9 protein-coding genes are annotated in these 14753 nt (G+C 34.8%); 8 read left to right on the top strand and 1 reads right to left on the bottom strand.

Annotated features, from left to right (window positions below):
* Positions 1 to 47 precede the first annotated feature (47 nt).
* A complete protein-coding gene (locus ACP7AV_RS06655; protein ID WP_426091265.1) occupies positions 48 to 2024 on the top strand; it encodes an alpha-ketoacid dehydrogenase subunit alpha/beta in 1977 nt (658 codons plus the stop codon).
* Positions 2025 to 2529: 505 nt separating this feature from the next.
* Here ACP7AV_RS06655 and ACP7AV_RS06650 read toward each other — a convergent pair.
* A complete protein-coding gene (locus tag ACP7AV_RS06650; protein ID WP_426091264.1) occupies positions 2530 to 4074 on the bottom strand; it encodes a hypothetical protein in 1545 nt (514 codons plus the stop codon).
* A 154-nt stretch (positions 4075 to 4228) separates the two neighbouring features.
* Between ACP7AV_RS06650 and ACP7AV_RS06645 the strand changes: the two genes are divergently transcribed.
* From ACP7AV_RS06645 to acs, 7 genes are all read left to right on the top strand, one after another.
* A complete protein-coding gene (locus ACP7AV_RS06645; RefSeq protein ID WP_426091263.1) occupies positions 4229 to 5404 on the top strand; it encodes a 2-isopropylmalate synthase in 1176 nt (391 codons plus the stop codon).
* Positions 5405 to 5442: 38 nt separating this feature from the next.
* Positions 5443 to 6558, top strand: coding sequence for a 3-isopropylmalate dehydrogenase (leuB, locus tag ACP7AV_RS06640; protein ID WP_426091262.1), 1116 nt, complete (start codon positions 5443 to 5445; stop codon positions 6556 to 6558).
* Positions 6559 to 6597: 39 nt separating this feature from the next.
* A complete protein-coding gene (gene ilvD, locus ACP7AV_RS06635; protein WP_426091261.1) occupies positions 6598 to 8271 on the top strand; it encodes a dihydroxy-acid dehydratase in 1674 nt (557 codons plus the stop codon).
* Between the two features lie 132 nt (positions 8272 to 8403).
* Positions 8404 to 10098 (top strand): biosynthetic-type acetolactate synthase large subunit, encoded by a 1695-nt coding sequence (gene ilvB, locus ACP7AV_RS06630; protein ID WP_426091260.1) that lies wholly within the window; start codon positions 8404 to 8406, stop codon positions 10096 to 10098.
* A gap of 61 nt (positions 10099 to 10159) precedes the next feature.
* A complete protein-coding gene (ilvN, locus tag ACP7AV_RS06625) occupies positions 10160 to 10693 on the top strand; it encodes an acetolactate synthase small subunit (protein ID WP_426091259.1) in 534 nt (177 codons plus the stop codon).
* Between the two features lie 56 nt (positions 10694 to 10749).
* Positions 10750 to 12219, top strand: coding sequence for a ketol-acid reductoisomerase (gene ilvC / locus ACP7AV_RS06620; RefSeq protein WP_426091258.1), 1470 nt, complete (start codon positions 10750 to 10752; stop codon positions 12217 to 12219).
* A 527-nt stretch (positions 12220 to 12746) separates the two neighbouring features.
* Positions 12747 to 14654: an acetate--CoA ligase gene (gene acs / locus ACP7AV_RS06615; RefSeq protein ID WP_426091257.1), complete on the top strand. Its 1908-nt coding sequence runs from the start codon at positions 12747 to 12749 to the stop codon at positions 14652 to 14654.
* The last annotated feature ends 99 nt before the right edge of the window (positions 14655 to 14753 follow it).

The raw sequence follows: 14753 nt of genomic DNA, 5'->3' as shown, positions 1-14753 counted from the left end.
AACTGTTATATTTTTTTATCTTTGAACCATACCATAAAACTGAAAAAATGACTTTTGACAGAAAAAATCTCACTGACAATCAATTATTAGATTTATACAAACGGTTACTAAAACCAAGACTTATAGAAGAAAAAATGTTGATTCTTATTCGTCAGGGAAAAGTATCAAAATGGTTCTCTGGAATTGGCCAAGAGGCTATTTCTGTTGGTGTCACGGCAGTTTTAGATTCGGATGAGTACATTTTGCCTATGCATAGAAATCTTGGTGTTTTCACCGGAAGAGACATTCCTTTGTACCGCCTTTTTTCGCAATGGCAAGGCAAAGCCACTGGTTTTACCAAAGGTCGTGATCGAAGTTTTCACTTTGGAACACAACAATACAAGATTATAGGGATGATTTCACATTTAGGCCCGCAATTAGGCGTTGCTGATGGAATCGCATTGGCCAATAAACTAAAGAAAAACGGAAAAGTTACGGCAGTTTTTACCGGTGAAGGAGCAACAAGCGAAGGAGATTTTCATGAAGCGTTGAACATTGCTTCGGTTTGGGAATTGCCGGTTATGTTTGTCATAGAAAATAACGGTTATGGACTATCGACTCCAACGAATGAACAATACCGTTGCGAAAACCTAGCCGATAAAGGAAAAGGCTACGGAATGGAAAGTCATATTGTGGATGGAAATAATATTCTGGAAGTATATAATTTGTTATCTGACTTGAAGGCTTCGATGAAAGTAAATCCGCGTCCCGTTTTATTGGAATTCAAAACCTTCAGAATGCGTGGGCATGAAGAGGCGAGTGGCACCAAATACGTACCGCAGGAGCTAATGGATGTGTGGGCGATTAAAGATCCTGTAGAAAATTACAGAAAATATTTGGCAGAAAACGGAGTTCTTACAGCTGATTTTGATGCGGCTTTGAATGCTGAAATAAAAAAGGAAATTGATGAAAGTTTGGCTATTGCCAACGCCGAACCTGAGATTGAAGCTTCTTTAAGTGAAGAGCTTAATGATGTTTACAAATCGTATGTTTTTGAGCAAGTTAATCCTTCAGAAGAGAATGAAAATATCCGTTTTGTAGATGCGATTTCTAGCAGTTTGAGACAATCGATGGAACGCCATGAAAACTCAGTAATCATGGGTCAGGATATTGCTGAATATGGCGGTGCTTTTAAAATTACAGATGGTTTTGTAGCGCAGTTTGGAAAAGAGCGTGTCATCAATACACCCATTTGTGAAAGCGCAGTGGTTTCAGCCGGAATGGGATTGTCTATTAATGGCTTTAAAGCGATTGTGGAAATGCAGTTTGCTGATTTTGTTTCGACTGGTTTTAATCCTATTGTGAATTTATTAGCCAAATCACATTACCGATGGTTGGAAAAAGCCGATGTTGTGGTTCGGATGCCTTGTGGCGGCGGAACACAAGCGGGACCTTTTCATTCGCAAACCAATGAAGCTTGGTTTACCAAAACTCCGGGTTTAAAAGTAGTATATCCGGCATTTCCTTATGATGCAAAAGGACTTTTAAATGCGTCCATAAATGACCCGAATCCTGTATTGTTTTTTGAGCACAAGCAATTGTACAGAAGCGTTTACCAAGATGTACCAAAAGAATATTATACCATTCCATTAGGAAAAGCCGCTTTATTGAAAGAAGGGAATGATGTTACAATTATTTCGTTTGGTGCAGCGGTGCATTGGGCTCTGGATACTTTAGCAAAAAATCCTGAAATTTCAGCTGATTTGTTGGATTTAAGAACCTTGCAACCTTTGGATACGGAAGCTGTTTTTGCATCGGTAAAGAAAACGGGAAGAGTGATTATTTATCAAGAAGATTCTATGTTTGGTGGAATAGCCAGCGATCTTTCGGCAATGATAATGGAAAATTGTTTCAAATACCTCGATGCGCCAGTAAAACGAGTGGCAAGTTTAGACACTCCAATTCCATTTACAAAAGCATTGGAAGATCAATATTTACCAAAAAGCAGATTCGAGAGTGATCTGAAAAAACTATTGGCGTACTAATATTAAAATTGTAATTGGGTTGTTTTTTGCGTTTTAATTCTAAAAATAACCTAATATCCAATAGATAATTATAAAAATTAGAATTGTCCCAATACAACCGCCGCCTAGTTTTTTGGCACCGTAACCTGCGAGAATTGTTTTAAAAAATCCGTTCATAAGTTTATGATTTAATTATTACTAAATTTAAAATTTATTTTTTGAACTGCAAATTTTATTTTAAATAAAAAAAACTAGATGTAACGTATGATCAAATCTTTATAACAACTAGTACTGGTCGAAAAAGTGACAATCAGTGCAATACGTTGGATCATTAAATATTATTATAAATCAAATAATAGTGGTTTTTATTAAAACAAATACTTAGCAGATACTGAATTTTTCGGTAAGTAATTAGCAATAGGAAGCTGGAATTTATAATATGCATCGCGTTTAATATTATAATTACAGCAATAAAACACAGGAAAAAATATTTAAATTGTTGCAAATAATATTAATCTTTAAAATCTTATCGATTAATCAACTTGGCTTTTTCTTTAATAATATCGCTAATTTTTCGGTTTTCAATTTTGCTTTCCAGCCAGGAGATAATATCTAAGTATAAGAAGGCTCTTTTTTCGTAAGTGTTTTTTTCTAATTCGATAAATCGCGCTCTCATTTTTACAAATTCCTTTTTGATGTCTGTTGGATAAATGGAGTTTAAATTTTTCAAAAACTTAATGATTTCTTTTTGCACTTCATGCAAATCATTCATTTTGATTAGGAATTTATAAGTGTTTTTCAACTGATTTTCCAGATAATAATCTTTTCCTAATTCGTAATGAGCGATCAAACAGAGTAGTCTGGCAAAGCACATTAAATCTTCCCGCATCGAAAGATTTTTGTTGTTTATTATTTTCTCTAAATAGAAAATACATTCAACATATTTTTCGTTCCCGAAATAAATAGATGCAAATTTATAATAAAACAACATTTCGTGATGTTCATCAAGATGGTCCGTATGAATTTTTAATTTATTTAATACTTCAGGAATTAAGTATTCGCTTTCTGCAAAGGTTCCTTCCAGAATATGATAATTCAATTTATTATTGTAGACATATAAGAATGATAATGACGCAATATTATCATTTACTGGAAAATGAGCATCTTTTATGGTATCTTCCAAAAGCGATAAATACTTTTTGAATTTTGATTTATATTTTAACATGTATAAAGATTCTAATAAATAATGATTTCCTTTAAGGAAAAATACAGGATTTAAATGAATCATGCCGGGATTATCATAAAAAAGTGTTACCCATTTTAAAGAATATTTGTAGCATGATAAAAAATCCTGGACTAAAAAACTTCTCCAAAGATTGGCATTGTAAAACCAATATTTCTCTCGAAAACCAAATTTTTTCTCATCAAATTTAGAAATATGTTTTGTAAAATAATCATTAATATAAGTGTATTCCGTGTCACTTTTTACGTAACCCGTTTTTAGCATGATACCATACAATTGTAGCGACAAATTAGACAATTTACTGGAAATGGTATTGCGATAATTCAGTTCTTTGGCTTGAACAACTAACTCATCAGCACGTCCTTGAATACTTCGCGTGATATACTGTGATTCGATTAATTTTTCGAACTCTACAATTTCGTACGCCATCAATTTTTCGTCATTTTCTAAAGCGAGAATCTTTGTTTTATCTAAGATTTTTAAACTTTGCTTGTACAACCCCTTATTATAAAGAATTGCTGCAAAATCAATTTGTTCTCTAAGCTGATATCTGATGTTTTGACTCGGGATATTCAATCGTATACTGACCAAAATTTGTTTGTACAAATAGGATTTAAGATTTGATAATTGCACTTTTTTAATGATGCCACTTTTCAAAATGAGTTTCTCATCGTAGACTTCTGATTTGTCAAAAATATTGAATAGTTCGATGAACTTTGTATTGGAACTGGTTTCCAATCGGCTTGCAAAAATCTTGAATTGTCTTTTTTCAGATTTTGAAAGGGATTTAATTAATACAAACAAGAAATCTTTTTGATGGTTAGCCATTGTAGAATGTAGTCTCTTAATGTTATGTTTTTCAGTTTATTACAAAGTTTTTAATTGCTTTATAAGCAGTATATTTCATTAAATTGAGTTTTAGAATAAAGAAATGAAAGATATTTTTGTTGTCAAGTTGTGAAATTACATTAAATAAATGAAAATGAATAGAGAGAAAGTTCAAATTTTTGATACCACTTTGAGAGATGGCGAGCAGGTTCCAGGATGTAAATTGGATACCAATCAAAAACTTGTTATCGCAAATCGACTCGATGAAATGGGCGTTGACATTATTGAAGCTGGTTTTCCTGTTTCTAGTCCAGGTGATTTTTTATCTGTTTCAGAAATAAGTAAGGTTGTTAAAAATGCAATTGTTTGCGGATTAACAAGAGCAGTGAAAAATGATATTGATGTAGCCGCTCAAGCTTTAAAACATGCAAAAAGACCTCGTATACATACTGGAATTGGAACTTCTGATTCGCACATAATACACAAATTAAACACAACTAGAGAAGATATTATAGCCCGAGCAAAATTTGCCGTTTCACATGCTAAATCGTATGTTGAAGATGTAGAATTTTATGCGGAGGATGCAGGTAGAACGGATAATGAATTCTTGGCTCGAGTCTGTGAAGAAGCAATAAAATCAGGTGCAACCGTACTTAATATTCCAGATACAACTGGATATTGTTTACCGGAAGAATATGGTGCAAAGATTAAATATTTAAAAGAAAATGTTAAAGGCATTGAAAACGTAATCTTGTCTTGTCACTGTCATAATGATTTAGGAATGGCAACAGCAAATTCTATTGCAGGAGTTATAAATGGAGCCAGACAAATTGAATGTACGATAAACGGAATAGGGGAGAGAGCCGGAAATACAGCTCTTGAAGAAGTGGTAATGATTTTTAAACAGCATCCGCATTTGAATTTGGATACTAATATCAATACACGTCAGCTGAATGAAATGAGCCGATTGGTTTCTGAAAGTATGGGAATGATGGTGCAACCCAATAAAGCGATTGTTGGCGCGAACGCTTTTTCGCACAGCTCCGGAATTCATCAGGATGGAGTGATAAAAAATAGAGCAACATATGAAATCATGGATCCTCAAGAGGTAGGTGTCAATGAATCATCTATACTGCTTACCGCCAGAAGTGGTAGAGCAGCATTGGCCTACAGAGCCAAAAAAGTTGGGTACGAACTTACAAAAGTACAATTGGATGTGGTTTATGGTGAGTTTTTAAAGTTTGCCGATATTAAAAAAGAAGTGTTGGATGGTGATATTCATCAGATAATTGAAGCGTGTAAAATGAATAAGGAATTGATCCTTAATTAAAATATTTTAAATTCTATTACAAACTAAATCCTACTATTATGAATTTAAAAATAGCAGTACTTTCAGGAGACGGAATAGGTCCGGAAGTAATCTTACAAGCCAAAAAAGCATTGTATGCAGTTGGAGTGGTGTTTGACCACGAGTTTGTTTTTGAAGATGCTCTTATTGGTGCTGTTGCCATTAAGAAAACAGGAACTCCATTGCCGGAGCAAACATTAAACTTGTGTTTGAATACGGATGCAATATTATTTGGAGCAGTTGATGATTCCAATTATGATTTGGTTTCAAATTCAAAATTATGTCCCATCCAAGGATTGTTAAAATTAAGACAAGCATTAGGATTATATGCAAATATAAGACCTATAAAACCATACAATGACTTATTGGATTTATCTCCTTTGAAAAGAAAAATAATCGAAGGTGCTGATTTTGTAATCTTCAGGGAAATATCGGGAGGATCCTATTTCAGCGAAAAAAAGAGTAACGAACAAGGAACTTTAGCATCGGATTTATGTGAATATTCAGAAGAAGAGATCATTAGAATCAGTCATTTGGCTTTTAGAACGGCGCAAAAAAGACAAAAAAAATTGACTTTGGTTGACAAAGCCAGTATTCTTGAAACTTCAAGATTATGGAGAAAAGTGGTTACAGAAATTGCTGAAGAATATCCTGATGTAACCTTAGAATTTCTTTTAGTTGATAATGCTGCCATGCAAATTATTATTAATCCAAAACAATTTGATGTCATTTTAACTGAAAATTTATTTGGGGATATTTTGTCTGATGAAGCTAGTGTAATTACTGGTTCAGTAGGATTAATTCCATCGGCATCATTAGGAAATTCAACTGCGCTTTTTGAGCCTATTCATGGTTCTTATACTGATGCAAAAAGTAAAAACATTGCCAATCCTATTGCATCAATAGTATGTGCGGCGATGCTTTTGGAACATTTTGGCCTTTATGTAGAATCTCAGAAAGTATACGAAGCAGCACACAAAGCAATCGAGTTAAACGTCGTCACGGCAGATTTGAATCCGTATTCCAAATTTGGAACAAATGAAGTTGGAGATTTTATTTCGAATTATATTTTAAGCAAAGACGACCTATATTTTAAAAGTGACAATGTCTACATAGGGCAGTCTACAATTGTTTAAACTTTGAAATAAAATAATTTACACACAAACAATCATATAATGGAATTAAATAAATACAGCAAGACTATTACTCAAGATGAAACACAACCAGCTTCTCAGGCCATGTTGTACGGAATTGGATTAACGGAAGAAGATCTTAAAAAAGCACAAATCGGAATCGTGAGCATGGGTTATGACGGAAACCCTTGTAATATGCACTTAAACGATTTGGCTAAAGATATTAAAACAGGCGTCTGGGCAGCTGATTTAGTTGGTTTAATTTTTAATACTATTGGCGTCAGTGATGGAATTTCAAATGGTAATGATGGAATGCGTTTTTCTTTAGTTTCTCGCGATGTTATTGCCGATTCTATCGAAACTGTTATGGGAGCACAATGGTATGATGGAATGATTGCTGTTCCAGGTTGTGATAAAAATATGCCAGGAGCTGTAATGGCGATGGGTAGAGTAAATCGTCCTTCTATCATGGTTTATGGAGGATCTATTCACCCAGGGAAATGGAAAGGTGAAGATTTGAATATTGTTTCTGCTTTTGAAGCATTAGGAAAAAAATTTAACAACACCATTACACCTGAAGATTTTAAAGGCGTGATACAAAATGCTTGTCCTGGAGCAGGTGCTTGCGGCGGTATGTACACTGCTAACACCATGTCATCTGCGATTGAAGCTTTAGGGATGAGTTTACCTTACAGTTCTTCTAATCCTGCTTTGAGTCCAGAAAAGAAACAAGAATGTGCTGATGCTGGTGACGCTATCAAAATATTATTGGAAAAAGATATTAAGCCCAGAGATATTATGACTCGTAAAGCATTTGAAAATGCGATTACAATTGTGGCTGTTTTAGGAGGTTCTACTAATGCGGTTATGCACTTAATTGCAATGGCACATTCAGTAGGTGTTGATCTTACATTAAAAGATTTCCAAGATATTAGTGATAAAACACCATTGCTCGCTGACTTAAAACCAAGCGGTAAATACTTAATGGAAGATTTACATAATGTTGGTGGCGTTCCAGCAGTAATGAAATATTTATTGAAAGAAGGTTTTTTACATGGAGATTGTTTAACGGTAACCGGAAAAACAATTGCTGAAAACTTAGCTTCAGTTCCTGATTTAAACGATGGACAACAAGTAATTCATGAAATCCAAAAAGCATTAAAACCCACAGGAAATATTCAGATTTTATACGGAAACATAGCTTCAGAGGGTTGTGTGGCTAAAATTAGTGGAAAAGAAGGTGAGTTTTTTGAAGGTACAGCGGTAGTTTTTGAAAACGAACACGATGTAATAAAAGGTATTAAAGAAGGCGAAGTAAAACCAGGAAATGTGGTGGTTATTCGGTACTGTGGTCCAAAAGGCGGTCCGGGAATGCCCGAAATGCTTAAACCAACATCTGCAATTATGGGAGCTGGCTTAGGAACTACTGTTGCTTTAATTACTGACGGACGATTTTCTGGAGGGTCTCACGGTTTCGTAGTAGGACATGTCACTCCAGAAGCCTTTGAGGGTGGCGGAATTGCATTAATTGAAAATAGTGATTTGATTACTATTGATGCTGTGAAAAACACTATCAATCTAAAAATATCTGACGAAGAATTGGCAAAACGTAAAGCCAACTGGAAAAAACCGGAATCACCCATTAAACAAGGAGTGTTACTCAAATATATGCGTTCGGTCTCAAGTGCCTCTGAAGGATGTGTAACCGATAAATAGTCCTCCCCCCAACCCCCTCCGAAGGAGGGGGAGTCGAGACTGAAAATTCAGAAGTAAAAAAACAATTCCCTTGCGTTATCCCTCCCCCTCCTTCGGAGGGGGTTGGGGGGAGGAAAAAAAATAAATGTATATATGGAAAATAATAAAATATCTGGCGCTGAAGCCGTTATAAGATGCCTTTTAGAAGAAGGGGTAAATTTGGTTTATGGCTATCCAGGTGGAGCCATAATGCCAGTTTACGACGAATTATATAAATTTAAAGATCAATTGCACCACGTTTTAGTGCGTCATGAACAAGGTGCAACTCATGCAGCACAAGGTTTTGCGAGAGTAACAGGAAAAGTGGGAGTTGCGATTGCAACTTCGGGTCCGGGAGCAACAAATTTAGTCACCGGAATTGCTGATGCGCAAATCGATTCAACTCCAATGGTTTGCATTACGGGACAAGTTGGGAAGCATTTATTGGGTTCAGATGCGTTTCAAGAAACAGATATTATTGGAATTTCCACCCCGGTAACAAAATGGAATTATCAAATTACGGAAGCTTCAGAAATTCCTGAAATCATGGCTAAAGCTTTTTATATTGCTAAATCTGGTCGTCCAGGTCCCGTATTAATTGACATTACAAAAAATGCTCAGTTTGACGAAATTGAATTTAGCTATAAAAAATGTACCAGTATTAGAAGTTACAATCCAAAACCAATTTTGAATCTTGAAAAAGTGGCAGAAGCGGCAGAGATAATCAATACTGCAAAAAAACCATTTATCATATTTGGACAAGGAATTATTCTTAGTGAAGCGGAAGCGGAGTTAAAAGCTTTGGTAGAAAAATCAGGAATTCCGGCAGCTTGGACCATTTTGGGACTTTCGGCATTACCGACAGATCATCCACTAAATGTAGGAATGGTGGGTATGCACGGGAATTACGGCCCTAATGTTTTGACGAATGAATGTGATGTTTTAATTGCGCTCGGAATGCGTTTTGACGACCGTGTTACAGGAAATTTAGCTTCTTATGCAAAACAAGCCAAAGTAATTCACTTTGAAATTGATCCTTCTGAGATAGACAAGAATGTGAAAACTACCGTGGCAGTTTTGGCCGATCTAAAAGAATCTTTAACCGCTTTACTTCTTTTGATCGAAAGTAACACGCATGAATCTTGGCACAATGAATTCAAAGCTAAATATGAGATTGAATTAGAAGCAGTAATTAATGACGAGTTAAAACCCAAAAAAGAAGGCATTTCTATGGGCGAAACGATTGAAATGATTAACAAACATTCTAAAGGAGACGCGATTATGGTATCGGATGTGGGACAACATCAAATGTTTGCTTGTCGCTACGCTAAATTTAATTCGACAAAAAGTAATGTGACTTCAGGAGGTCTAGGAACTATGGGATTTGCATTGCCTGCGGCTATAGGTGCCAAAATGGGAATGCCAGATCGTGAAGTTGTCGCCATTATTGGTGATGGAGGTTTTCAAATGACGATTCAGGAATTAGGAACTATTTTTCAAACCAAAGTTCCCGTGAAAATTGTAGTGCTAAACAATGAATTTTTAGGGATGGTACGCCAATGGCAACAATTGTTTTTTGACAAAAGATACGCTTCTACGGAAATGAACAACCCTAATTTTATTGCCATTGCCGAAGGTTACTATATCAAAGCTAAAAAAGTAACAAAAAGGGAAGATTTAGATGCGGCCGTTGAAGAAATGATGGCTTCAAAAGAATCCTATTTTCTTGAAGTTATGGTAGAAAAAGAAAATAACGTATTCCCAATGATTCCAACAGGAGCTTCGGTTTCAGACATTCGTTTGTCCTAAAATAGTTATTATGGTTAATCGTTTAATCGATTAAACGGTTAACTAATCAAACAACAAAAAAATGGAAAATAAAACATTCACCATTTCTGTTTATTCAGAAAACAACGTTGGTTTACTAAACAGAATATCCGGAATATTCTTGAAACGCCACATCAATATTTTGAGTTTAAATGTATCCGAATCTGAAATTGAAAATGTTTCAAGATTTATCATTGTAGTCAATACAACCGAAAAATGGGTCCACAATATAGTTGGACAAATCGAAAAACAAATCGAAGTCATTAAAGCATTTTATCATATTGACGAAGAAACTATTTTCTTGGAAAATGCATTATTTAAAATTGAATCGAGCTTGCTTTTTGATGAGAAACAAATTCAGAATATAATAAAAGAAAGCCACTCCCAAATAGTCACGGTTGCAAGAGACTTTTTTGTGATTTCAAAATCCGGACAACGTGCTGAAATAGAATCGTTGCACGAAAAATTAAAACCTTATGGAATCATGCAATTTGTTCGCTCCGGAAGAATATCTGTTTCCAAAGCAAAAATGGAGATTTCAACATTATTAGAAGAACTTAAACAAGAACCAGTTTAATTTTCAATTAGTAAACCTATCAATTATTAAATTTTACAATCATTAAAAAATAAAAAATGGCAAATTATTTCAATTCCTTACCACTTAGATTACAACTAGAACAATTAGGCGTTTGTGAATTCATGGATCAATCTGAATTTGTAAATGGAATTAAAGCATTATCAGGAAAAAAAGTAGTCATCGTCGGTTGTGGAGCACAAGGTTTGAACCAAGGTTTGAACATGAGAGATTCTGGATTGGATATTTCTTATGCATTGCGCGCAGATGCAATTTCAGAACAAAGAGCTTCGTTTAAAAATGCCTCTGATAATGGTTTTAAAGTGGGAACGTATGAAGAATTAATTCCAACTGCTGATTTGGTTTGTAACCTTACGCCGGATAAACAACATACTGCTGTCGTTACGGCAATCATGCCTTTGATGAGAAAAGGTTCAACATTAGCGTATTCTCATGGATTTAATATTGTTGAAGAAGGAATGCAAATTCGTAAAGACATCACTGTAATTATGTGTGCGCCAAAATGTCCAGGATCAGAAGTGCGTGAAGAATATAAAAGAGGTTTTGGTGTACCAACTTTAATCGCGGTTCATCCTGAAAATGATCCTAACGGTGAAGGTTTCGAGCAAGCAAAAGCATACGTAGTTGCTACTGGTGGTCACAAAGCAGGAGTTTTAAACTCTTCTTTTGTAGCCGAAGTAAAATCGGATTTAATGGGAGAACAAACTATTCTTTGCGGAATGTTACAAACCGGTTCAATTTTATGTTTCGATAAAATGGTCGAAAAAGGAATCGAACCAGCGTATGCTTCAAAATTAATTCAATTCGGTTGGGAAACGGTTACAGAAGCATTGAAACACGGTGGGATTACAAATATGATGGATCGTTTGTCAAATCCTGCAAAAATTGAAGCTTACGAATTGGCAGATGAATTAAAAGACATCATGCGTCCGTTATTTCAAAAACACATGGATGACATCATATCTGGAGAATTTTCAAAAAACATGATGATTGACTGGGCAAATGATGATGTCAATTTATTGACTTGGAGAGCTGCAACTGCAGAAACAAACTTTGAAAAAACAGCGCCAACAGCTGCGCATATTTCAGAGCAAGAGTATTTTGACAATGGTGTTTTGATGATTGCAATGGTAAAAGCAGGTGTAGAATTGGCTTTTGAAACCATGACACAAACAGGAATTATTGAAGAATCAGCATATTATGAGTCTTTACACGAATTGCCTTTAATAGCCAATACAGTAGCCCGAAAAAAATTATATGAAATGAACAGAATCATTTCTGATACTGCAGAATATGGCTGTTATTTATTTGATCATGCTTGTAAACCGTTATTAACGGATTTCATGAAAAAGGTTGATACAAATGTAATAGGAAAACCTTTTTCAACTTCAAATGGAGTAGATAATGCGGTTCTTATTGCGGTTAACAAAAGTATTCGTCAGCATCCAATTGAAGAAGTAGGGGAATGGTTAAGAGAATCGATGATTGCAATGAAAAAACTAGGGTAAATATTACGTTTGGAATTATCACACGAAAAGGTGTGCCGGGATTAGCGCTATATCATTTAATTTCTTACTTTTTAAATTAGTTATAAAATGTTACAATGATAAATAGATATAGTTGCTTTTACATTCACTTAACTTTAAATTCGTTAGAGGTTAAGTGAAGTAATCCCAAATTAGTTACCAGGGAAGTACTTAATTCATGTCTGTTTATATTTTGCATCTCAGAAAAAAGCGTAGTAATGAATTTCTTGATTCAAGAAGAAAAGTTTTGGTTGATTATTTTTCAAAAAATCATCATTTGTAGCCTTAAAATAATTGTTGTTAAATTTTGTAAATACATAAGGTGAAGTAGATTTACATCTGTCTCGCCTTTTTGTGTATTACACATTTGGTCCAAAACAATAAAAATAAAAGAAATTACAATTAAAACAGCTTTTTTATTCACGAATCTGTTTTTTTTTGTAACTATTTATAATTTAAATAATTTTAAGAATAGGGAGAGATTTAATACTTTTATAAAAAATTATAACATGAGCTACTACAAAATTGAAAATCTAGAACAATATTTTAAACATTACAATAAATCAGTTCGTGAACCTAGAAAATTTTGGGGTAAAATAGCAGAAGAAAATTTCACTTGGTACCAACAATGGGATAAAGTGGTTGAATTTAATATGGCTGATGCCGACATCAAATGGTTTACGGAAGCAAAAGTCAATATTGTTAAAAATTGTATCGACAGACATCTTGCTAAAAGAGGAGAAAAAACAGCAATTATTTTTGAACCAAATGATCCTTCAGAAGCGACATTACACATTACTTATAATGAATTACACCAACGCGTTTGTAAAATGGCAAACGTATTGCGTGAACAAGGCATAAAAAAAGGAGATCGTGTGTGTATTTATTTGCCAATGATTCCTGAATTAGCCGTTTCAGTATTGGCTTGTGCCAGAATTGGAGCCATACATTCTGTTGTTTTTGCAGGATTTTCTGCATCGGCAGTCGCCAGTCGCATCAATGACAGCGAATGTAAAATGGTTATCACCTCAGATGGTGGGTATCGTGGCAATAAAACTATTAACTTAAAATCAATAATTGATGAAGCGTTAGAAAAATGCTCTTGTGTAGAAAAAGTTTTAGTAGCCAAACGAATTCATACCGAAATTTATATGAAAGAAGGTCGTGATCAATGGCTACAACCTCTTTTGGATCAAGCATCAGACAATAATGTTGCCGAAATTATGGATGCCGAAGATCCATTGTTTATTTTGTATACTTCTGGTTCAACTGGAAAACCTAAAGGAATGGTACATACTACGGCTGGCTACATGGTTTACACAGCGTATACTTTTAAGAATGTATTCAATTATGAAGAGAATGATGTTTTTTGGTGTACTGCCGATATTGGTTGGATCACGGGACATTCTTACATCCTTTATGGCCCATTATTGAACGGAGCGACAACTGTAATTTTTGAAGGAATACCTTCACATCCTGATTTTAGCCGTTTTTGGGAAGTAATCGAAAAACATAAAGTTACTCAATTTTACACAGCACCAACTGCTATTCGTGCTTTGGCAAAAGAAAATATAGCATTTGTACAAAAATATCCATTAAAGTCGCTTAAAGTAATTGGATCTGTTGGTGAACCAATCAATGAAGAAGCTTGGCATTGGTATAACGATCACGTGGGAGATAAAAGATGTCCTGTTGTAGATACGTGGTGGCAAACAGAAACTGGAGGAATTATGATTTCGCCAATTGCTTTTGTAACACCCACAAAACCTACATACGCTTCATTACCGTTACCGGGAATCCAACCTGTTTTGATGGACGAAAAGCGCAATGAAATTGAAGGAAATCAAGTTACAGGAAGTTTGTGTATTAAATTTCCTTGGCCGGGAATTGCCAGAACCATTTGGGGTGATCACCAGCGCTACAAAGACACTTATTTCTCTGCTTTTCCGGGTAAATATTTTACCGGAGACGGCGCTTTACGCGATGAGGTAGGGTATTACAGAATAACGGGCAGAGTAGATGATGTCGTAATTGTTTCGGGTCATAATCTTGGGACGGCACCCATAGAAGACGCGATTAATGAGCATCCAGCCGTTGCGGAATCAGCCATTGTAGGTTTCCCGCATGACATCAAAGGAAATGCTTTGTATGGTTTTGTAATTTTAAAAGAAAGCGGAGAATATCGTGATAGACAAAATCTTTGTAAAGAGATTAATCAGCACATATCGGATCATATTGGACCAATAGCCAAGTTAGATAAAATTCAGTTTGTTTCTGGTTTGCCAAAAACCCGTTCGGGAAAAATTATGAGACGAATCCTTCGAAGAATTGCCGAAGGAGATTATTCTAATTTTGGGGATATTTCAACTTTATTAAATCCAGAGATTGTCGAGGAAATAAAAGAAGGGAAAGTGTAAATAAATTAAATGCCGTTTTGTTACAAAGCGGCTTTTTTTTGAAAAAAAAACTAATGATTATTTAGAGTCTCATAATTATATAAGTTTATTTGTAAAAGT

The sequence above is a fragment of the Flavobacterium sp. DSR3-2 genome (assembly GCF_049896525.1).
Classification (GTDB): Bacteria; Bacteroidota; Bacteroidia; order Flavobacteriales; family Flavobacteriaceae; genus Flavobacterium.
This window is presented reverse-complemented; position numbering and strand designations above follow the sequence as displayed.